We start from the raw sequence: 19951 nt of genomic DNA on the forward strand, positions 1-19951 counted from the left end.
GGTCGCGACCGATCAGGAGGAGGTGACGTCGACCCTCCCCGACCGCTGGGACTGCCGCCCGCTGCTGGCCGGCGAGGACGACCTGACGGTCGTCTTCCAGCCGATCGTCGACCTGGCCTCGGCCGCGGTCGCCGGCTACGAGGCGCTGGCCCGGTTCCCCGGCACCGCCTCCCCCGAGGTCTGGTTCGCCGCCGCCCACGAGGCCGGCCTGGGCGCCGAGCTGGAGGCCCTGGCGCTGCGCAAGGCGCTGGCCGCGCTGCCCGACCTGCCGCCGAACACCTTCCTGACCGTCAACGTCAGCCCGCACCTGCTGGGCAGCGCCCCGGTCGCCGCCGCCCTCGCCGCCCCGGCGACGCTGCGCCGGGTCGTCGTCGAGCTCACCGAGCACATGCCCGCACCGGACCTGGCGGCGCTGCGCGCGCAGACCGCCGCGCTGCGCGGCCGCGGTGCCCTGATCGCCATCGACGACGCCGGCTCCGGGTACGCCGGGCTGCAGCAGCTCGCCGAGGTGCGCCCGCAGCTGGTCAAGCTCGACCGGGCGCTGGTCGCCGGCGCCGACACCGACCCGGTGAAGCTCGCGCTGGCCGAGATGGTCGGCACCTTCACCAGCCGGATCGACGCCTGGCTGCTCGCCGAGGGCATCGAGACCCCGGGCGAGCTGGCCGCGTTCGCCCGGCTCGGCGTCCCGCTCGCCCAGGGCTGGCTGTTCGGCCGTCCGTCACCGCACTTCGCCCCGCTGACCCCCGAGGTCACCCAGCTGGTGCGCACCCAGGTCGCCCGCGCCCAGCTGTCGGAGAGCGTGGCCAGCCTGCTCCGCCCCATCCGGCAGCGCGAGGCCTTCGACGGCGACGACGGCCCGCCGCCCTACGTCGTCCTCGACCCCGCCGAGGTGCCGGTCGAGCTGGTGCTCGCCGACCTCCGCACCGGCGCCCCCTACCGGGCTCCGGTGACCCTGCGGGTCCCGCCGTCGGCCGGCGTCACCGAGACCCTGCAGCGGGCGCTGACCCGCCCGCCCGTGCACCGCTTCGACCCCGTGCTCTGCACCGACCGCACCGGCGCCGTCCTCGGCCTGCTCCGCATCGAGGACCTCGCGTCGGCGGCAGCGGCCGGCACCTGACCCCCGGGGCGCCCTGACCCGCGCCCCGGTGCACCACCCGCCCGCACCACCGACCGAGCAATGGAGCCCGCGTGAAGACCTTCGCCTGCGGGGACGTCGTCCCCGGCTGCACCACCACGTTCACCGGCCCGGACGACGACGCCGTCCTCGCCCAGGTCGCGGCGCACGCCGCGGCCGACCACGGGCTGGGCACGGTCCCGCCCGAGCTGGTCGACCAGGTCCGGGCCTCGATCGTCCTGGTCTAGCGCCGCAAGGGCTCCCCGCGCGTGCCCAGCCGATGGCCCCCTCCAGGGCACCGCCCCGAGCGTGCGAGGGGTGGGGAGGAGGGGGTCCTTGCTCAGGCGCTGGCGTCGGTGAGCCGCTGGCGCTCGTCGTCGGTGAGCACCAGGTCCAGCATCGGCAGCAGGTCGGCGAGCTGCTCGACCGAGCGGCCGCTGGCGATCGGTGCGGTCACGGTCGGCTGGTCGGCCAGCCAGCGCAGCGCCACCGCGGCACCGGTGACGGCGTGGGCCTCGGCGACCTCCTGCAGCGCGGCGAGCACCCGGTCGCCCTTCTCCCCCACGTACTGCGAAGCGCCCTTGGCGCGCGGCGAGTCGATGGTCTCGCCGGCCCGGTACTTGCCGGTGAGGAAGCCGCGGGCGAGCCCGAAGTAGGGCATCGAGCCCAGGCCGTGCTCGGCGACGACGTCGCGCAGCTCGGCCTCGTAGGCCGGGCGCTCCATCAGGTTGTAGTGCGGCTGCAGCGCCACGTAGCTGGCGATGCCCAGCCGCTCCGAGGTCTCCAGCGCCTCCGTGAGCCGCTTGGCCGAGTAGTTGGACGCAGCGACGTGGCGCACCTTGCCCGAGGTCACCAGCTCGTCGAAGGCGGTGAGCGTCTCCTCCAGCGGCGTCGTCTCGTCGTCGTAGTGCGCGTAGTAGAGGTCGATGACGTCGGTCTGCAGGTTGCGCAGCGAGCGCTCCGCCGCGGCCCGGATCTCCGGCGCCGACAGCGGGTGCTCCTTCTCCCCCGGGCTGGCCTTGGTGGCCACGACGATCCGGTCGCGCAGCCCGCGCTCGGCCATCCAGTTGCCCAGGATCGTCTCGGAGACGCCGTTGCCGTACATCTCGGCGGTGTCGACGAAGGGCCGCTGGGTGCTGGGGACGGCGTCGTGGAAGCGGTCGAGCAGCGCGAAGGACGTCGGCTCGTCGGCCGTCCACCCGAACACGTTCCCGCCCAGGCAGAGGTCGCTGACGGTGAGGTCGGTCCCGGGGAGCTGTGGCATGACCGCCACGCTAGATGAAGGACCCTCCTGCCCCCCACCGCTCGCGAGCTCGCGGTGGGCCCCTGCAGGAGGGCCGTGAGGTGGCCGAACGCCCCGGAATACGTGACGGTTGTGACCTACGAGCAGGAAAACCCCGGAAATCCGGGGTCACGGCTGGCCAGGAACGATCTCGGCATGGCAACGTGCCCGCCGTTGCTGGTCGACGACGTGGTCGGCCAGATCCGCCCGCCGGACCCCCGCTGCGCACCTGGTGCACGGCGGGGAGGCACGGTGGAGGGCCCCGGAGTCCGCCTGGACGGCCGGGGGACGCGTCCGGTCCGACCGGACGCGACGCAGACTGCGTCCGCCCCGAACGGGGGCGGGCCGCTGAGACAACAGCGAGAGGAACACGATGAACAAGGCAGAACTCGTCTCCGCCATCGCCAAGCGCGCCGAGGTCCCCGCCTCGACCGTCGACTCCGTCATCAACGGGCTCCAGGAGGAGCTCGTCGAGGCGATCACCCGGGGCGAGAAGGTCGCCGTCCCCGGCCTGCTGACCGTCGAGCGCTCGCAGCGCTCCGCCCGCACCGGCCGCAACCCGCAGACCGGTGAGTCGATCGAGATCGCCGCGGCGCACACCGCCAAGGTGACCGCCGGCTCCAACCTCAAGAAGGCCGCTGCCGCCGTCCCGGTCAAGTAGCCGACCGAGGCCGACCGCCTCACGCACCACCCGACGCCCCCGTCGGGCTCCCGGCACCCCGTGCCAGGATGCCCGGCGGGGGCGTCGCTCATCGGGGAGCGGTCCACCGGCGAGCGGAGTCCGATGACCGCGGTGCAGACCGACCTGGAGATCACCACCGACCCCGCCGAGGTCGGCCTGGACGCCGCCCGGCTGCAGCGGGTCGACCGGCGGCTGGCCCGCTGGGTCGACGAGGGGCAGCTGCCCGGCTTCCTGGTGACGGTGGCCCGGCACGGGCGGCTCGTGCACGTCGGCCGGTACGGGCACCGCGACGTCGAGGCCGGGCTGCCGGTCACCGACGACACCCGCTGGCGGGTCTACTCGATGACCAAGCCGGTGACCTCGGTGGCGGCGATGTCGCTGTACGAGGAGGGCGCCTTCGAGCTGCGCGACCCGATCAGCCGCTGGCTGCCGGAGTTCGCCGAGACCCGGGTCTACGCCGCCGGGCCGGCCCAGAAGCCGGTGACCGTGCCGCTGATGGAGCCGATCCGGGTGCACCACCTGCTCTCGCACACCTCCGGGCTCACCTACGGCTTCCACCACGCCCACCCGGTCGACGCGCTCTACCGGCTGCGCGGCCACGAGTGGGGCACCCCGCCCGGCGCCGACTCCGCCGAGGTCACCCGCCAGTGGGCCGAGATGCCGCTGCTCTTCCAGCCGGGCAGCGAGTGGAACTACGGCGTCTCCACCGACGTGCTGGGCCGGCTGGTCGAGGTGGTCGCGGGCAAGCCGCTGGACGAGGTGTTCGCCGAGCGGGTGTTCGGGCCGCTGGGCATGACCGAGACGTCGTTCGGCCTGCGCCCGGACGACGACCCGGCGTCGCTGGCGCAGCTGTACGGCCCCGGCGTCGTCCCGATGCCCGCGCCGTTCGCGGACGCCGCGAAGCGCACCCCCGCGTTCCTGTCCGGCGGCGGCGGGCTGGTGTCCACGGCCGGTGACTACCTGCGGTTCGTCGAGATGCTGCGGGCCGGCGGGGTGGCACCGTCCGGCGAGCGGGTCCTCGGTTCGCGCACGCTGGCGCACATGGTGCGCAACCACCTGCCCGGGAACGCCGACCTGGAGACGTTCGGCCGCCCGCTCTACGCCGAGACCCCGCTGCGCGGCGTGGGCTTCGGGCTCGGCTTCTCGATGGTGCTCGACCCGGTGCGGTACGGCGGGGTGGCGAGCCCCGGCACGTTCAACTGGGGCGGCGCGGCGTCCACCGAGTTCTACGTCGACCCGGTCGAAGACCTCACGGTCAGCTTCTACACGCAGCTGCTGCCCTCGAGCAGCCTGCCGATGCGCACCTTCCTCCGCCCCCTGGTGCAGCAGGCGCTGATCTGAGGAAGGGCCCCGCCCTTCACCTCCCGCGCGGAAAGTGAAGATGGGGGCATGGAACCGAGCCACGTCCTGCTGCCCGACGAGCGCACCCTGCACGGGCACTGGGACCCGTCGCTGCCCCCGGCGCTGACGGTCGAGCCGGGGACGACGGTGCGCATCGGCACCCTGGACTCCGGCTGGTCGACCGGGCCCTACACCGGCGGCAACGACGCGGCCGACCTCGCCGCCCGGCCGCGGCACCCGGCGCACGACCCCGCGTACGGGCACGCGCTCACCGGGCCGGTCGCCGTCGCCGGGGCGCAGCCCGGTCAGGTGCTCAGCGTGCGGATCGACGACGTCGTCCCCGGGGCCTTCGGGACGACGTACTGCGGGCTGCGCTCGACCGCGCTGAACGAGCGGCTGGGCGTCACCGCGGACCCCGTCGTCCACCGCTGGGAGCTGGACGCGGTCGCCGGGACCGGCCGCAACCAGGCCGGGCACTCGGTGGCCCTGCGCCCGTTCCTCGGCGTGATGGGCGTGCCGCCGGCCGAGCCGGGCGAGCACTCCACCATCCCGCCGTACTGGCACGGCGGGAACATCGACTGCCGCGAGCTGGTGGCCGGCGCGACGCTCTACCTACCGGTGACCGTGCCCGGCGGGCTCCTGTCGGTCGGCGACGGGCACGCCGCGCAGGGTGACGGCGAGGTGAGCGGCACCGCCATCGAGTGCCCGATGGACCGCGTCGACCTGACCCTGGACGTGCTGCCCGACCTGTTCGGCGCCCCGCTGACCACGCCGGTCGCCCGGACCCCGGCCGGCTGGGTGACCATGGGCGTCGCCGACGACCTGGACGAGGCGATGGCGATCGCCCTGGACGCGATGCTCGACGTGATGGCCGCGCTGCACGGCATCGGCCGGTCCGACGCCCTCGCGCTGGCCAGCGTGGTGGTCGACCTGCGGGTCACCCAGGTGGTCAACCAGGTGGTCGGCGTGCACGCCGTCCTCCCCTGGGGCGCACTCCGCTGAGGCCCTCCGGGGCCTCAGCGGGTACGGCCCCGTCGCAGGGGCCCGCCGCGAGCTCGCGAGCGGTGGGGGGCGACGGGGTCCTTCTTCAGTCGCCGGTGGCGCCGTCGATGCGCTCGCGGAGCAGGTCGGCATGGCCGTTGTGCCGGGCGTACTCCTCGATCATGTGCAGGTAGATCCACCGCAGGGACACCTGCTGGCCGTGCCGCAGCCCGGCGCCGACGTCGTCCAGCGAGTCGTGCTCGGCGGCCAGCGCGCGGCTGGAGTCGCACTCGGCGGTGAAGGCCGCCAGCTCGCGGGTTACGGCGGTCTCGGTGTCGGGGTGGTCGGTGTCGCGGCCGATCGCGTCGAAGTCGCCGTCCTCGTCGTCCGGGCCGTAGTAGAGCGGGGCGGTCTGCTGCCCGGCGAGCACCCGGCGGAACCAGCTGCGCTCGACCTCCGTCATGTGCCGCAGCAGGCCGCGCAGGCTGAGCGACGACGGCGGGACCGACCGCTCGCCGAGCTGCTCGGGCGTCAGCCCGGCGCACTTGACCAGCAGGGTGGCCCGGTGGAACTCCAGCCACGCCTCCACGGCGGCGCGCTCGCCGTCTCGGTAGGGCGGGTCGGTGCGCTCGGGGGCGGGCGGGAACTCGGGCATGCGCCCCAGCATGCTTGGCTGGTCCAGTGCTGCGACTAGGGGCCCTCGACGTGCCGGACGGCGGGCTGGCCGTCATGGCGATCGTCAACCGGACGCCGGACTCCTTCTACGACCGCGGGTCGACCTACCAGCTCGACGCCGCGCTGGCCCGGGTCGAGCAGGTGGTGGCCGAGGGCGCGGACATGGTCGACGTCGGCGGGGTGAAGGCGGCCCCGGGGGCCGAGGTCTCCGCGACGGAAGAGGTCCGCCGGACGGTCGACCTGGTCGCGGCGATCCGGGCCGCCCACCCGCTGCTGCCGATCTCCATCGACACCTACCGGTCGGAGGTCGCGCGGGAGGCGCTGGCGGCCGGGGCGGACGTCGTCAACGACGCCTGGGGTGGCGTCGACCCGGAGCTGGCGGCCGTCGCCGCCGGGGCCGGTGCGGGGATCGTGTGCACGCACGCCGGCGGGCTCCCGCCGCGCACCCGCCCGCACCGGGTCAGCTACGACGACGTGGTGGCCGACATCGTGCGGCGGACGACGGCGCTGGCGGAGGCCGCCGTGCAGGCCGGCGTGGACCGGGAGCGCGTGCTGGTCGACCCCGGGCACGACTTCGGCAAGAACACCCGGCACTCGCTCGAGGCCACCCGCCGCCTCGACGAGCTGGTGGCCACCGGCTGGCCGGTGCTGGTGGCGCTGTCGAACAAGGACTTCGTCGGGGAGACCCTCGACGTGCCGGTCGAGGACCGGCTGACCGGCACCCTCGCGGCGACCGCGGTCAGCGCCTGGCTCGGGGCCCGGGTGTTCCGGGTGCACGACGTCGCGGCGACCCGGCAGACGCTGGACATGGTGGCCTCGATCCGCGGCGACCGGCAGCCGACCCGCACCACCCGCGGCCTGGCCTAGTAGAGGGGCCGCTCAGCTGGCTGCCTCCGCGGCGGCCTGCACCCGGGCGCGGTGGGCGGCCCACTGGGCGGGGTCCTCGGAGCCCATGTTGGACATCCCCTCCCGGGCACCCACCGCGCCGTCGACCAGCTCGCGGACGATGTCGGCGTGCCCGGCGTGCCGGTGGGTCTCCGCGGTCAGGTGCACCAGCACCCGGAACAGCGTCGGGCGTCGCCGCTCCTCCGGCCACCACGGCCCCAGGCCGGTCGCGTCCAGTTCGAGGGCGGCGACCGTCGCGTCGCCGTGCGCCCACACCCGCCGGTAGAGGGCGACCAGCTCGTCCCGGGACTCCTCGGCGGTGGCCCACATGTCCGAGTCGGGCTCGGCGTCCAGCTCGGCCCACGGCATCGGCTCCGGGAACGGCCGGCCGAAGACCTCGCCCAGGTACCCGGAGTCGACCGCGGCGAGGTGCTTCACCAGGCCGAGCAGGTTGGTGCCGGTGGGGGTCAGCGGCCGGCGGACGTCGAGCTCCGAGGCGCCCTCCAGCTTCCAGACCACCGCCTCGCGCGCCCGCTGCAGGTAGCCGAGCAGGTCGTCCTTGTGCTGGTCCACGCGGGGAGCATGCCGCGTCCGGCGGCGGGACGGGCACTGGATAGCTTTCCCGGCATGGCCGACACCGGGTTCCTCACCGCCGACGAGCTCAACGCGATGCTGCCGGGCACGCTGCCGGGGCTGCTCGGCATCGTCGTCGACAGCCACGAGCCGGGCCGGCTGACCAGCCACCTCGACGTCCGCCCCGACCTGCTCGCCCCCAACGGCTACCTGCACGCCGGCACGGTGGTGACGCTGGCCGACACCAGCTGCGGCCTGCCCACCCGGGCGCTGCTGCCCGAGGGCGCCAGCGGGTTCACCACCATCGAGCTCAAGAGCAACCACCTGGGCACCGCGCGGGAGGGCCGCATCGACGCCGTCGCCACCAACGTGCACGCCGGGCGGACGACGCAGGTCTGGGACGCCGTGGTCACGAACGCGGCGACCGGGCGGACGATCGCGCTGTTCCGCTGCACCCAGTCGGTGCTCTGGCCGCGCTGACCGCGGTCCTCACAGCTCGATCGAGCCCTCGCGGCGGAGCACGCACGCACCGTGCAGGTGCACCCGGTCCCCGACGAGCCGGCAGGTCAGCTCACCGCCGCGCGGTGACGCCTGGTGCGCGAGGAAGGTGTCCCGCCCGGTCCGGGCAGCCCAGAACGGCACCAGGGCGCAGTGCGCTCCCCCGGTCACCGGGTCCTCGGGGATGCCCTTCGCCGGGGCGAAGTACCGGCTGACGAAGTCGTGCTCCCCGTCGCCGGCGGCGGTGACCACCACCCCGGTCCGGTCGAGGCGGGCGATGGCGGCGAGGTCCGGCGCCAGGGCCCGGACGTCGGCGGCCCTGGGCAGCAGGGCGAGGTGGTTGCCGCCGTCGACGAAGGTCTCCAGCGGGGTGACGCCGAGTGCGGCAGCCAGCGCCGGCTGCAGCGGCACGGGTCGGACCGTGCGGACCGGCAGGTCGATCCGGTACCCGGCGCCCTCCCGGTCGACGGTCAACGGTCCGCTGGCGGTGTCGAAGACGACGCGTCGCCGTCCGGGCTCCAGCCGTTCGCAGACGACGGCGCCGGCGGCCAGCGTGGCGTGCCCGCACAGCGGCACCTCCACCGTGGGCGTGAACCAGCGCAGCCGGTACCGGTCGCCTGAGGGGACGACGAACGCCGTCTCGGGCAGCGCGTTCGCCGCGGCGACGGCCTGCAGCACCGCGTCGTCGGGGAACGCGGGGAGCACCACCACGGCGGCCGGGTTGCCCGCGAAACGGCTCGTGGCGAAGGCGTCGAGCTGGAGGACCGGGACCTGCACCGGCGCAGCGTAGGGGTCTGCCGCGCGGCCGGGAACGCGCAGGTCACGGTCCGCTTTTCGGACCTACTCGCTGGTAACCCGGGTGTGTCGCGCGCCACGCCTGGTGTGAGACTGGCGTCACCGCACCTGAGTCGAGGAGGACCCCGTGGCGCTGTCCAGCCGCTATCCCGATGTCGAGATCCCGGAGCTGTCGGTCCCGCAGTTCGTGCTGGCCGGCGCCGCCGAGCGGGCCGATCGCCCCGCCCTGGTCGACGGCCTCTCCGGCGAGACCATCACCCACGGCGAGCTGGCCTTCTACGTCGAGCGCCTCGCCGCCGCGCTGCACGCCCGCGGTCTGCGCAAGGGCGACGTCGTCGCCGTCTTCAGCCCGAACACGATCTGGTACCCGGTCGTCTTCCACGGCATCGCCGCCGCCGGCTGCGTCATCAGCCCGGTGAACGCCCTCTACACACCCGAGGAGATCGCCTTCCAGCTGAAGGACTCCGGGGCCAAGGTGCTGGTCACCGTCTCGCCGTTCCTCGACCGGGCACTGGCCGCGGTGGAGAAGGCGCCGGTCGACGAGGTCATCGTGATGGACGGCGCCGAGGGCCACGCCTCGCTGCGCGACCTGCTCACCGCCGACGCGCCCGCCGTCCAGGTGGACATCGACCCGGCCACCGACCTGATCACGCTGCCCTACTCCAGCGGCACCACCGGGCTGCCCAAGGGCGTCATGCTCACCCACCGCAACCTGGTGGCCAACGTCAGCCAGTCCCGCCCGCTGGCCGGTGTCGACGAGGGCAACGAGCGGATCATCGCCGTCCTGCCGTTCTTCCACATCTACGGGCTGACCGTGCTGATGAACCAGGGCCTGCAGTGGGGCGGCGCCGTCGTCACGCTCCCCCGGTTCGACCTCGAGCAGTTCCTCCGGGTCATCCAGGAGCACAAGATCACCCGGGCCTTCGTGGCGCCGCCGATCGTGCTCGCGCTGGCCAAGCACCCGCTGGTCGACTCCTTCGACCTCTCCTCGCTGCGCAGCGTCACCTCCGGGGCGGCCCCGCTCGACGAGTCGCTGGCCCAGCTCGCGCAGGACCGGCTGCGCAAGGGCGCGGCCGAGGGCACCTCGGTGGGCCAGGGCTACGGGATGACCGAGCTGTCACCGGTCTCGCACACCACCCCCGAGGTCGGCCTGGAGCCGGCCGGCGCCGGCCCGACCCCCAAGGGCACGGTCGGGTTCGCGCTGCCCAACACCGAGTGCCGGCTCATCGACCCGGCCACCGGTGAGGACGCCGCCCCGGGCGAGCGCGGCGAGCTGTGGGTGCGCGGGCCGCAGGTGATGAAGGGCTACCTGAACAACCCGCAGGCCACCGCCGAGACCCTGGACGACGAAGGCTGGCTGCACACCGGCGACGTGGCGGTCGTCGACGACGAGGGCCGCTACACCGTCGTCGACCGGGTCAAGGAGCTGATCAAGTACAAGGGCTACCAGGTGGCCCCGGCCGAGCTGGAGGCCGTGCTGCTGGGCAACCCGGAGATCGCCGACGCCGCGGTCATCGGCGTGCTGGACAAGGAGAGCGGCGAGGAGCTGCCCAAGGCCTTCGTCGTCCGGGCGCCCGGCTCGGAGATCACCGCCGAGGCCGTGCAGGCCTACGCCGCCGAGCACCTGGCCCCGCACAAGAAGATCCGGCTGGTCGAGTTCATCGACGCCGTGCCCAAGTCGATGGCCGGCAAGATCCTGCGCAAGGACCTCAAGAACCGCGCCTGACGGGCAGGGCCGCCCCTCGCGACGATCATGGGCTCAGCGCGCCGACACGCCGCTCGCCGGCGGTGTGTCCGCGCCCCAGCTCCATGATCGTCGGGGGCGTCGCCCTGGGGCCATAAGGTCGAGCACATGCGTGCGGTGACGATCAGCGAGCCCGGCGGTCCCGAGGTCCTCGGCTGGGGCGAGGTGCCCGACCCGGTCTGCGGGCCGGGCGAGGTGCTGGTCGACGTCGTGGCCGCGGCGGTGAACCGGGCGGACCTGCTGCAGCGCCAGGGCCACTACCCGCCGCCACCGGGGGCCAGCGAGGTGCTGGGCCTGGAGTGCAGCGGGGTGGTCAGCGAGGTGGGCGAGGGGGTCACCGGCTGGTCGGTCGGCGACGAGGTGTGCGCGCTGCTGTCCGGCGGCGGGTACGCCGAGCGGGTCGCCGTCCCGGCCGGGCAGGTGCTGCCCCGCCCCGCCGGCGTGGAGCTGGCCAGCGCGGCCGCACTCCCGGAGGTCACCTGCACCGTCTGGTCCAACGTCTTCATGCTCGCCGGGCTGCGCGCCGGTGAGGTGTTCCTGGTGCACGGCGGCGGCAGCGGGATCGGCACGATGGCCGTCCAGCTCGCGGTCCGCGCCGGCGCCCGGGTCGCGACCACGGCCGGCAGCGCCGAGAAGCTGGCGTTCTGCCGCGAGCTGGGCGCCGAGATCCTGGTCGACTACCGCGAGCAGGACTTCGTCGAGGTGGTGAAGGAGGCCACCGGCGGGCACGGCGCGGACGTCGTCCTGGACATCATGGGCGCTGCGTACCTGGCCCGGAACGTCGACGTGCTGGCCACCGGCGGACGGCTGGTCGGCATCGGCATGCAGGGCGGCACCAAGGCCGAGCTGGACCTCGGGAAGCTGATGCGCAAGCGGGCCTCGATCACCGCGACCACGCTGCGCTCCCGCCCGGCGACCGGACCGGGCGGCAAGGCCGAGATCGTCGCCGCGGTGCGGCACGACGTCTGGCCCGACGTCGAGCGGGGCACGGTCCGCCCGGTCATCGACCGCCGGCTGCCGATGTCCCGGGCCGGCGAGGCGCACGCCCTGCTGGAGGCCAGCGGCCACATCGGCAAGGTGCTGCTGGTGAGGTGACCCGCTGGAACGGCCTGGTCGCAGGGGCCCGCGACGAGCTGGCGAGTCGTGGGGGGCGATCAGGTCCTTCTTCATCGCAGGGCGGAGACGTGGTCGATCAGGTGGCCGACCTCCTCGGGCGTGTTGTAGTGCATCAGCCCGAGCCGCACCGCGCCGCCGTCCTCGTTCGCGCCGATCGCGTCGAACAGCTCGCGGGAGTAGAAGTCGCCGTCCCAGGCGCAGACGCCGCGGCGGGCCAGCTCCCGGGCGACCTGCCGCGGCCGCATCCGCGAGACGGTGAAGGAGATCGTCGGCGTCCGGTAGTGCGGTGAGCCGAGGACCTGCACGTGGGCCATCGAGCGCAGCGCGTCGTCCAGCCAGTCGAACAGCCGCGACTCGTAGTGGCTCACCGCCTCCATGGAGGTGACCAGCCGGTCCCGCCGCGTGCCGGTGGCCTCGGCGCAGAGCGCCGCCAGGTGGTCGACCGAGGCGGCCACCCCGGCGTAGAGCTCGAACGGCGGGGCGCCCTGCTCGAACCGGTCGGGCACCCGGTCGGGCGCGGGCACCAGCTTGTCCGGGCGCAGCTCCTCGAGCAGCCCGGGGTGCGCGACCACGGCGCCGACGTGCGGACCGCCCCACTTGTAGGCGCTCAGCGCGAGGAAGTCGGCCTCCAGCGTGGTCACGTCCAGCGGCATGTGCGCGGCGGCGTGCGCCGCGTCGACGTAGACCAGGGCACCCACCCGGTGCGCGCGCTCGCCGATGGCGGTGACGTCGGGGCAGGTGCCGATGGCGTTGCTGGCCGCGGTGACGGCCACCAGCCGGGTGCGGTCGGTCAGCAGTTCGTCGTACTGCCAGTCCGGCAGCTCACCGGTCTCGATGTCCACCTCGGCCCACTTGACGACCATCCCCAGCTCGTCGGCGACCTGCAGCCACGGCCGCACGTTCGCGTCGTGGTCCAGCCGGCTCACCACGAGCTCGTCGCCCCGGCGCCAGTGCTTGCCCAGCGCCCGCGCGAACGCGTACGTCAGCGACGTCGTGCTGGGGCCCAGCACCACCCCGCTCGGCACCCCGCCCACCAGGTCGGCGACCGCGGACCGCGCGCCGGAGACCAGCTGCTCGGCCCGCGCGGAGGAGGCGAAGACCCCGCCCCGGTTGGCGATCGGCACCCGCATGGCCTGGGAGACCGCGCGGACGACGCTCTCCGGCATCAGGGCACCGCCCGGGCCGTCGGCGTGCAGCAGCCCGTCGGACAGCCCGGGGAACAGCCCGCGGACGCGGGCGACGTCCAGCAGGCGCGCCCCCGACGACATGCGGCGAGCGTAGCCAGTCGTCCACCGGGAGCCCGGGGCGTGAGCGTGCGACCGGGCACCCCGGCGGCAGGTCGCGGGAGCGGGGCAGGATGGGGGCATGACTGCACCCGGACACGGTGAGCCGCACGCCCAGCAGGTCCTCGTCGTCGGTCCCGACGGGACGCCGGTCGGCGCGCTCGCGATGCCCCAGGACGGCGACGACGACGGCGCGGGCACGGCCGGTGTCGGCGACCTCGTCGAGCAGCCGGCCAAGGTGATGCGGATCGGCACGATGATCAAGCAGCTGCTGGAGGAGGTCCGGGCCGCGCCGCTGGACGACGCCAGCCGCAACCGGCTGCGCGACATCCACGCCTCGTCGATCCGCGAGCTCGAGCAGGGCCTGGCCCCCGAGCTGCGCGAGGAGCTCGAGCGGATCACGCTGCCGTTCAACGAGCAGGAGACGCCCTCGGACGCCGAGCTGCGGATCGCCCAGGCCCAGCTGGTGGGCTGGCTGGAGGGCGTCTTCCACGGCATCCAGACCGCGCTGTTCGCCCAGCAGATGGCCGCCCGGGCCCAGCTGGAGGAGATGCGCCGCAAGGCCCTCCCCGGCGGCGCCCCGGCGCACGAGCAGCGCCCGGGCGGCGGTCAGTACCTCTGACCCCGCCGGCCTGACCCGGGGCACCGGCCGGGCCCCGTGCCCCGGCCGGTGCCCCGGGTCAGGCCCCGACCAGCGGCCGGGCCGACTGCCCGGCCACCAGCGCCACGGCCGGGGCCCCGGCGGGCGGGCGCAGCCGCTGCGCCACCGCCCGCAGGTCCAGGTCCGGCAGGAGCCGGGAGTCCTCCCCCACGCGCACCAGCGGCGCCGAGCGCAGCGTGGCGCCCCGATCGCCCGCCGCACCCCGCACCGCCTGGTCGGCGTCGGTCCAGGTGAGCGGTGCGATGCTGCGCAGGGCGTCGACGGCGAAGGCGACCACCCCGTCGTCCACCTCGACCAGCAGCAGGCAGGTCGAGGGCCCGACCTCCCGCTGCTCGCGGCCGAGCAGGGTCGACAGGCACAGCACCGGCACCACGGCCCGCCGGTGCGAGACCAGCCCGAGCAGACCGGGCACCGACGTCCGGGTGAGGGTCTCCGGGTACGGCAGGATCTCGCTGACCTGCTCCAGCCGCGTCGCGAGGTCCAGCCCGACCGAGTACGTCAGGTAGGACGGCGCCCCGCTGGCCGCCGCGGCCGCGGCCGACACCGTGGACGGGTCACCGCTGCGGGTGGTCTCCAGCGCGGTGTTCACCGCCGCGAAGCCCGACAGCTGCGGGTCGGTGAGCAACGTCGACCCGTCCAGCAGCAGGCAGTCACCGACGCCCGCCACGGTCACCATCCCGGCCAGCAGGTCCGGCCGCGGGAGGGCGAAGGATGGGGTTGGCAGGACGTCGTCCGGGTCGACGTGGGCCAGCTCCAGCAGCTCGCTGAGCGCCAGCACCACGTAGCCCGACCCGAGGTCCAGGACGAGGCCGGCGCCGGTGTCCGCGCGCGGCAGGTCGCCCAGCCCGAGCAGGACCAGCGGGTCGACGACCGGCACCTCCCGGTCGTCGTACACGACGGTGCCGGGGCAGAGCCGGCTGGTCAGCACCGAGGCACCGAGCTCCGGGGTCGGGATGGTGGTGTGCACGTGCTCGGCGTCGATCGCCAGCCGGTAGGCCCCGCAGCGGAGCACGGTCAGCGTGCGCCGGCTGCGCCCCGGGACGCCGCCCCGCACCGCGGCGGCGTCCCGGGTGACGTCGGTGACGGTGGGCACGCCGGGCAGCTGCAGCACCGCCGCGGCATCCAGCACGCTGTACGCCCGGCCCGTGGCGGGGTGGCGGAAGGTGTGCGAGAAGAGCAGCCCGCCGCCCTCCGCGTGCGCGGCCACCAGGCTGTCGGCCGGGACCTCGCAGATGCCCTGCACCTGGTCGGCCAGCAGCCCGAGCACCCGGTTGCCCGAGGCCACGACTACGACGACCTGGTCCGCGCGCCGGTCCTCCGAGCGCCCGGTCACGGCCTGCAGGTCCAGCACCGGGAGGACCAGCCGGCGCAGCTCGACGGCACCGAGCAGACCCGGCGCCGTCGCGGGCAGCCCGGCCAGCTCGGCCGGGCACGGCACGACCTCGCGCAGCGCCGACAGCGGCAGGGCGACGTCCATCCCGGCCAGCCGCAGCAGGCCGTAGACGACGTCGGCGTCGGCGTCCACGGGCGGCAGCTCCTCCAGCGCGGTGGTCACGACCGTCAGTCCCCGGACGCGAGCTGGGAGATCAGCTCGTCGACCTCGCGGGAGGCCGCCTGCTGCAGCTGGGTGGACTCGGAGATGCCGCGGATCGTCTCGTTGGTGCGGGTGACGCTGTCGACGATCCGCTCGAACGCGTTCTCGGCCCGCTTGGAGACCTCCGAGCCCTGGGCGACCCGCTCGGCCGACTCCTCGATGAGCGTGCCGATCTGCTGCGAGGCCTCGAACGAGCGCTCGGCCAGCTTGCGCACCTCGCCGGCGACGATGGAGAACCCGACGCCGTGCTCGCCGGCCCGGGCGGCCTCGATCGAGGCGTTGAACGCCAGCAGGTTGGTCTGGTTGGCGATCTCGCCCATGACCCGGACGATCTGGGTGATCGAGTTCGACGACTTCTGGATCAGCGCGATGGCCTCCAGCGAGGCCCGCAGCGCCTCCACGCCCTGGCGCGCGTTGTCCTGGGTCTCGGCGGCCAGGCCGGTGGCGGTCTGGGAGCTGCGGGCGATGTCCTCGATGGAGACGGCCAGGTTCCGCACGGACGCGGTCATGTCCTTGGTGCCCAGCGCGATCCGCTGCTCCCGCTCCACCTCGGCGGTGACGTCGTAGGCGAACTTGACCACCTTGAACGGCGTGCCGGTCAGGTCGAGGATCGGGTTGTAGGTGGCCTGGATGTGCACGTCCCGGCCGTACTTGCCCTTGCGGTGGAACCGGCCGGCCAGCACCTCCCCCTCGCCGAGCCTGATCCAGAAGTCCCGGTACTCCGGGGAACGGATGTAGTCGTCGTCGCAGAACTCGCTGTGGTGGTGGCCGATGACCTCGCGCCGCGAGTAGCCCATGGTGCGCAGGAAGTTGTCGTTGGCGGCGAGCACGTTGCCCTCGAGGTCGAACTCGATGACCGCCTGCGCCCGGTCCACGGCGTTGACCCGTGCCTCGATCTCGGCGTTGCGGAGCTTGGCCCGGGTGACGTCGCTGGCGAACTTGACCACCTTGAACGGCCGGCCGGCGTCGTCCAGGATCGGGTTGTAGGTCGCCTGGATCCAGACGTCCTGACCGCCCTTGTGGATGCGCCGGTACTCCCCGGTGTGGAAGTCGCCGCTGGCCAGCTTCTCCCAGAACTCCCGGTACTCCTGGCCGGCCGTGTACTCCGGGTCGCAGAAGATCCGGTGGTGCTTGCCCTGCACCTCGGCGAGCGTGTAGCCCAGCGCCTGCAGGAAGTTCTGGTTCGCGGTGATGATCGTGCCGTCGAGGTCGAACTCGATCACCGCCTGGGCCCGGTCGATCGCCGTGACCTTGCCGGTGAACTCGGCGTTCTCGCGCTTGGCCCGGGTGACGTCGGTGGCGAACTTGACCACCCTCAGCACCCGGCCGGACTCGTCCAGGATCGGGTTGTAGGTGGCCTGCAGCCAGACCTCGCGCCCCTCCCTGTCCCGGCGCTTGAACTCCCCGCTGTCGTAGTGGCCCTGACCGAGGCGCTGCCAGAACTCGGCGTACTCGTCGGACGCGGCGTAGACGGGGTCGCAGAACATCCGGTGGTGCTTGCCGCGGATCTCGGCGAGCGGCCAGCCCATCGTGTCCACGAAGTTCTGGTTGGCCGTGAGCACCCGGCCGGTCAGGTCGAACTCGATCACCGCCTGGGCGCGCTCGATCGCCGCCACCTTGCCGCGTGCCTCCGCACCGGCGAACTTGGCCTCGGTGATGTCGCTGGCGAACTTGACGATCTTGAGGGGCTTGCCGGTGTCGTCGAGGATGGGGTTGTAGGTGGCCTGCAGCCACACCTCGCGCCCGTCCTTGGCCACCCGCTTGAACTCGCCCGCCTCGTAGCCGCCGCTGCTCAGCCGGACCCAGAACTCCTCGTACTCGGGGCTGCTCGCCACGCCTGGCTCGCAGAAGATGCGGTGGTGCTTGCCCTGGATCTCGTGCAGGGCGTAGCCCATCGTCTCCAGGAAGTTGGCGTTCGCGCCGATCACGGTGCCGTCGGTCCGGAACTCGACCACCGCCTGGGCCCGGTCGATGGCGGCGACCTTGCCGCGCGACTCGGCGTCGGCCAGGCGCGCGACGGTGATGTCGCTGGCGAACTTGACGACCTTGAGCGGCTTGCCCTCGTCGTCCAGGATCGGGTTGTAGGTGGCCTGCAGCCAGACCTCGCGGCCGCCCTTGGCCAGCCGCTTGTAGACCCCACCCTCGAACTGGCCGGTGCCCAGCCGCTGCCAGAAGTCGGCGTACTCGGCGCTGGCCGCGGTACCGGGCTCGACGAACATCCGGTGGTGCTTCCCGCGCACCTCGGCCAGCGTGTAGCCCATCGCGTCCAGGAAGTTGCGGTTGGCGGTCATGATCGTGCCGTCGAGGGCGAACTCGATGACGGCCTGCGAGCGGTCCAGGGCGACGGCCTGGCTCTGCCGCTCGAGGGCGGCGACCTTCCCCTCGGTGATGTCGGTGGCCAGCACGACCACCTTCACCGGCCGGCCGGAGGCGTCCGGGACGGGGATGTAGGTCGACCGCAGCCACACCTCCCGGCCGCCCTTGGCCAGCCGCTTGACCGCGATCCCGGCCTCGACCACCCCGTCGGCGAGCCCCGCCCAGAGGGCGGCGTACTCGTCGGACGCGGCGTAGGCGGGGTCGCAGAAGAGGCGGTGGTGCTGCCCGCGCACCTCGTCGAGGGAGTACCCGGTGACGTCCAGGAAGTTCTGGTTCGCGGTCACCAGGTGCCCGGTCAGGTCGAACTCGGCGACCGCCTGGGAGCGGTCCAGCGCGGCGATGATGCTGGCGTGCTCGAGCGGCTGGTCGGTGAGCGCGGCGGCGGGCTTGCTGGGGGCGGCGGGCATCGATGCCTCCGGGTGGTGACGTCCAGGACGTCGAGGACGGCCGACTGTTCGACCGGGTCGGTCCTGTCATCGGCAGGAACCGGTTGCGCTGGACCCGATGGCCCGCCATTCGGCAGGGTGAGACCAGAAAGGCCCCGGCGCACCGCACCGGGGCCCCTCAGCGAGGTGCGGTCGTCACACGGTGAAGCGCCGGACGGCGTCCTGCAGCTCGTCGCTCATCCGGGCCAGGTCCGCCGCCGAGCGCTGCGCCTCCGCGACGCCCTCGTTGGTCTGCTGGGTGCCGGCGGCCAGGCCGGCGATGGCCGTGGCGATGCTGCGCGAGCTGCCGGCCGCCTCGGCGACGTTCCGGTTCATCTCGTTGGTCGTGGCGGTCTGCTCCTCGACCGCGGCGGCGATCGTGGCCTGGTAGTCGTTGATCTGCCCGATCACCGAGCTGATCTCACCGATCGCGTCCACCGCGCCGGCGGTGTCGGCCTGGATGGCCTCGACCCGCTTGGAGATGTCCTCGGTCGCCCGCGCCGTCTCCTGCGCCAGCTCCTTCACCTCGCTGGCCACCACCGCGAAGCCCTTGCCCGCCTCACCGGCCCGCGCCGCCTCGATGGTCGCGTTGAGCGCCAGCAGGTTGGTCTGCTCGGCGATGCCGTTGATCAGCTTCACCACCGTGGCGATCTCCTGCGAGGAGTCACCCAGCTTGCCCACCGTCCGGGTGGTGTTCTCCGCGACCGCCACCGCCTGACCCGCCACCCGGCTGGCCTCGCTGGCGTTCTGGCTGATCTCCCGGATCGCCGCCTCCATCTGCTGCGAACCCGTCGCCACCGTGTCCACCGAGGACGCGACCTCACCGGCCGAGGCGACGACCACGTCGGCCTGCCCGGTCGCCGTCCGGGCGCTCTCGGCCATGCCCGCGGCGCCGGTGTTCAGCGCCTGGGAGGCCACGGCCAGCCGGCCGGCCGAGTCGTTGACCAGCCGGAGCACGGCGCTCAGGGCCTCCAGGGTGGTGTCCAGGGACTGCGCCACCTGGCCGAGCTCGGCGCCACCGGTCTCACCGGCCCGCACGCTGAGGTCACCGCCGGCGACCTGGTCCAGCACCTCCCGGATCCGGTCGACCGGCCGGGTCACCGAGCGGACGATCAGCAGCGCGAGGACGACGGAGACGACCAGGCCGATGACGATGATGACCAGCGTCAGCGTCCGCGCGGAGGTGTAGGCGTCGCCCGCCTCGGCCGCGGTCGCCCGGGCAGCCGCCGCGGCGGCACCCGTGGCGTCGGCGATGGAGCTCTCGATGACCGCCTCGGAGCTGTTCATCGTGGCCAGCAGCGCCTGGGTGTTGGCACCGCCGCCCTGCTGCAGCTGCCCGAGCGCGGTGAGGTAGGTGGCCACGGCGTCGGAGAACTGCCCGAAGGACTCGGCCGCGGCCGGGGACAGCGTCATGGCGGCGACGGCGGCCTGGTCCTCGGTCAGCTTCGCGGCCGCCGCGGCGGCGGACTGCTGCGCCTCCGCGATGGAGGCCGGCGGCAGGGCGGCGATCGCGGCGCGGGCGGTGTGGGCGCTGAGGGTCCACCAGTCGGCCTGCAGCGTGCGGAGCCCGTCCAGGGGGACGGCGCCCTCGGTGTACACCGCATCGGCCTGGTCGCTCAGCGCCGACATCCGCGAGATGCCGACCGCACCGACCGTCAGCGTGGTGAGCGCGACGATCACGATGGCGCCGAGCAGCCGGCCGCGGAGCCCGATCCGGCCGGCGACGCTGGTGAGCGGGTTGCCGCTGCTCTCGGGGGCGGTGCCGGCTACGACGTCCATGTGGGCCTCTCCTGGGAACGGGTCCCTGCGACCCACTGTGCTCAGTCATCGGCAGGGGGCGGCGGTGATCGACCCGAACCCCTCGGGGCCGGCACGACGGCGGGCCCCGGCGCAGCTGCGCCGGGGCCCGCCGTGGTGCGGTGCCGC

General features: G+C 73.9%; 18 protein-coding genes. 10 read left to right on the forward strand and 8 right to left on the reverse strand.

The window, feature by feature from the left end:
• Window positions 1-22 precede the first annotated feature (22 nt).
• Window positions 23-1117 carry an EAL domain-containing protein gene (locus tag FHX36_RS13985; protein WP_110551069.1) on the forward strand — a complete coding sequence of 365 codons (1095 nt, stop codon included), beginning with the start codon at window positions 23-25 and terminating at the stop codon, window positions 1115-1117.
• A gap of 71 nt (window positions 1118-1188) precedes the next feature.
• The gene (locus FHX36_RS23025) at window positions 1189-1362 is read left to right on the forward strand and encodes a DUF1059 domain-containing protein (RefSeq protein ID WP_110551055.1); all 174 of its coding nucleotides are present in this window, start codon (window positions 1189-1191) and stop codon (window positions 1360-1362) included.
• A gap of 92 nt (window positions 1363-1454) precedes the next feature.
• On the opposite strand, the gene FHX36_RS13995 is transcribed toward FHX36_RS23025, so the two are convergent.
• Complete coding sequence (locus FHX36_RS13995) at window positions 1455-2378, reverse strand: aldo/keto reductase (protein ID WP_110551070.1); 924 nt, start codon at window positions 2376-2378, stop codon at window positions 1455-1457.
• Window positions 2379-2769: 391 nt separating this feature from the next.
• Between FHX36_RS13995 and FHX36_RS14000 the strand changes: the two genes are divergently transcribed.
• From FHX36_RS14000 to FHX36_RS14010, 3 genes are all read left to right on the forward strand, one after another.
• Window positions 2770-3057: an HU family DNA-binding protein gene (locus FHX36_RS14000; protein WP_110551056.1), complete on the forward strand. Its 288-nt coding sequence runs from the start codon at window positions 2770-2772 to the stop codon at window positions 3055-3057.
• Between the two features lie 123 nt (window positions 3058-3180).
• Window positions 3181-4419, forward strand: coding sequence for a serine hydrolase domain-containing protein (locus FHX36_RS14005; RefSeq protein WP_181428656.1), 1239 nt, complete (start codon window positions 3181-3183; stop codon window positions 4417-4419).
• A 48-nt stretch (window positions 4420-4467) separates the two neighbouring features.
• Window positions 4468-5421 (forward strand): acetamidase/formamidase family protein, encoded by a 954-nt coding sequence (locus FHX36_RS14010; protein WP_110551057.1) that lies wholly within the window; start codon window positions 4468-4470, stop codon window positions 5419-5421.
• A gap of 85 nt (window positions 5422-5506) precedes the next feature.
• On the opposite strand, the gene FHX36_RS14015 is transcribed toward FHX36_RS14010, so the two are convergent.
• Window positions 5507-6055 carry a DinB family protein gene (locus FHX36_RS14015; RefSeq protein WP_110551072.1) on the reverse strand — a complete coding sequence of 183 codons (549 nt, stop codon included), beginning with the start codon at window positions 6053-6055 and terminating at the stop codon, window positions 5507-5509.
• Between the two features lie 26 nt (window positions 6056-6081).
• Here FHX36_RS14015 and folP point away from each other — a divergent pair, with 26 nt between their 5' ends.
• A complete protein-coding gene (gene folP / locus FHX36_RS14020) occupies window positions 6082-6942 on the forward strand; it encodes a dihydropteroate synthase (protein WP_110551058.1) in 861 nt (286 codons plus the stop codon).
• A 12-nt stretch (window positions 6943-6954) separates the two neighbouring features.
• Here folP and FHX36_RS14025 read toward each other — a convergent pair whose 3' ends face one another.
• Entirely contained in the window at window positions 6955-7533 is a 579-nt protein-coding gene (locus tag FHX36_RS14025) for a DinB family protein (RefSeq protein WP_110551059.1), read from the reverse strand.
• A 54-nt stretch (window positions 7534-7587) separates the two neighbouring features.
• On the opposite strand from FHX36_RS14025, the gene FHX36_RS14030 reads away from it, so the two are divergent.
• On the forward strand, window positions 7588-8013 hold the full coding sequence (locus tag FHX36_RS14030; RefSeq protein ID WP_110551060.1) for a PaaI family thioesterase: 426 nt from the start codon (window positions 7588-7590) through the stop codon (window positions 8011-8013).
• A 9-nt stretch (window positions 8014-8022) separates the two neighbouring features.
• Here FHX36_RS14030 and FHX36_RS14035 read toward each other — a convergent pair whose 3' ends face one another.
• Complete coding sequence (locus FHX36_RS14035) at window positions 8023-8808, reverse strand: PhzF family phenazine biosynthesis protein (protein WP_110551061.1); 786 nt, start codon at window positions 8806-8808, stop codon at window positions 8023-8025.
• Window positions 8809-8953: 145 nt separating this feature from the next.
• Between FHX36_RS14035 and FHX36_RS14040 the strand changes: the two genes are divergently transcribed.
• Both FHX36_RS14040 and FHX36_RS14045 read left to right on the forward strand, forming a co-directional pair.
• The gene (locus tag FHX36_RS14040) at window positions 8954-10552 is read left to right on the forward strand and encodes a 4-coumarate--CoA ligase family protein (protein ID WP_110551062.1); all 1599 of its coding nucleotides are present in this window, start codon (window positions 8954-8956) and stop codon (window positions 10550-10552) included.
• A gap of 126 nt (window positions 10553-10678) precedes the next feature.
• Entirely contained in the window at window positions 10679-11665 is a 987-nt protein-coding gene (locus tag FHX36_RS14045; protein WP_110551063.1) for an NAD(P)H-quinone oxidoreductase, read from the forward strand.
• 71 nt (window positions 11666-11736) lie between these two features.
• On the opposite strand, the gene FHX36_RS14050 is transcribed toward FHX36_RS14045, so the two are convergent.
• Window positions 11737-12954: a cysteine desulfurase-like protein gene (locus FHX36_RS14050; RefSeq protein ID WP_110551064.1), complete on the reverse strand. Its 1218-nt coding sequence runs from the start codon at window positions 12952-12954 to the stop codon at window positions 11737-11739.
• A 97-nt stretch (window positions 12955-13051) separates the two neighbouring features.
• Here FHX36_RS14050 and FHX36_RS14055 point away from each other — a divergent pair, with 97 nt between their 5' ends.
• Window positions 13052-13591: a bacterial proteasome activator family protein gene (locus tag FHX36_RS14055; protein ID WP_110551065.1), complete on the forward strand. Its 540-nt coding sequence runs from the start codon at window positions 13052-13054 to the stop codon at window positions 13589-13591.
• 58 nt (window positions 13592-13649) lie between these two features.
• Here FHX36_RS14055 and FHX36_RS14060 read toward each other — a convergent pair whose 3' ends face one another.
• The 3 genes from FHX36_RS14060 to FHX36_RS14070 all read right to left on the reverse strand — a co-directional run bounded on the left by FHX36_RS14060 (window position 13650) and on the right by FHX36_RS14070 (window position 19804).
• Complete coding sequence (locus FHX36_RS14060; protein ID WP_258372611.1) at window positions 13650-15185, reverse strand: chemotaxis protein CheW; 1536 nt, start codon at window positions 15183-15185, stop codon at window positions 13650-13652.
• A 5-nt stretch (window positions 15186-15190) separates the two neighbouring features.
• The gene (locus tag FHX36_RS14065) at window positions 15191-18007 is read right to left on the reverse strand and encodes a methyl-accepting chemotaxis protein (RefSeq protein ID WP_110551066.1); all 2817 of its coding nucleotides are present in this window, start codon (window positions 18005-18007) and stop codon (window positions 15191-15193) included.
• Between the two features lie 174 nt (window positions 18008-18181).
• On the reverse strand, window positions 18182-19804 hold the full coding sequence (locus tag FHX36_RS14070; RefSeq protein ID WP_110551067.1) for a methyl-accepting chemotaxis protein: 1623 nt from the start codon (window positions 19802-19804) through the stop codon (window positions 18182-18184).
• Between the last annotated feature and the right edge of the window lie 147 nt (window positions 19805-19951).

It is taken from the genome of Modestobacter versicolor (genome assembly GCF_014195485.1).
GTDB classification, from domain to species: domain Bacteria; phylum Actinomycetota; class Actinomycetes; order Mycobacteriales; family Geodermatophilaceae; genus Modestobacter; species Modestobacter versicolor.

What these genes read in the sequence shown, in the direction of transcription:
- FHX36_RS13995 (WP_110551070.1), bottom strand. Translation starts at nt 2,378, where the DNA reads ATGCCACAGCTCCCCGGGACCGACCTCACCGTCAGCGACCTCTGCCTG.
- FHX36_RS14030 (WP_110551060.1), top strand. Translation starts at nt 7,588, where the DNA reads ATGGCCGACACCGGGTTCCTCACCGCCGACGAGCTCAACGCGATGCTG.
- FHX36_RS14000 (WP_110551056.1), top strand. Translation starts at nt 2,770, where the DNA reads ATGAACAAGGCAGAACTCGTCTCCGCCATCGCCAAGCGCGCCGAGGTC.
- FHX36_RS14010 (WP_110551057.1), top strand. Translation starts at nt 4,468, where the DNA reads ATGGAACCGAGCCACGTCCTGCTGCCCGACGAGCGCACCCTGCACGGG.
- FHX36_RS14015 (WP_110551072.1), bottom strand. Translation starts at nt 6,055, where the DNA reads ATGCCCGAGTTCCCGCCCGCCCCCGAGCGCACCGACCCGCCCTACCGA.
- FHX36_RS14005 (WP_181428656.1), top strand. Translation starts at nt 3,181, where the DNA reads ATGACCGCGGTGCAGACCGACCTGGAGATCACCACCGACCCCGCCGAG.
- FHX36_RS14055 (WP_110551065.1), top strand. Translation starts at nt 13,052, where the DNA reads ATGACTGCACCCGGACACGGTGAGCCGCACGCCCAGCAGGTCCTCGTC.
- FHX36_RS14070 (WP_110551067.1), bottom strand. Translation starts at nt 19,804, where the DNA reads ATGGACGTCGTAGCCGGCACCGCCCCCGAGAGCAGCGGCAACCCGCTC.
- FHX36_RS14045 (WP_110551063.1), top strand. Translation starts at nt 10,679, where the DNA reads ATGCGTGCGGTGACGATCAGCGAGCCCGGCGGTCCCGAGGTCCTCGGC.
- FHX36_RS14050 (WP_110551064.1), bottom strand. Translation starts at nt 12,954, where the DNA reads ATGTCGTCGGGGGCGCGCCTGCTGGACGTCGCCCGCGTCCGCGGGCTG.
- FHX36_RS14065 (WP_110551066.1), bottom strand. Translation starts at nt 18,007, where the DNA reads ATGCCCGCCGCCCCCAGCAAGCCCGCCGCCGCGCTCACCGACCAGCCG.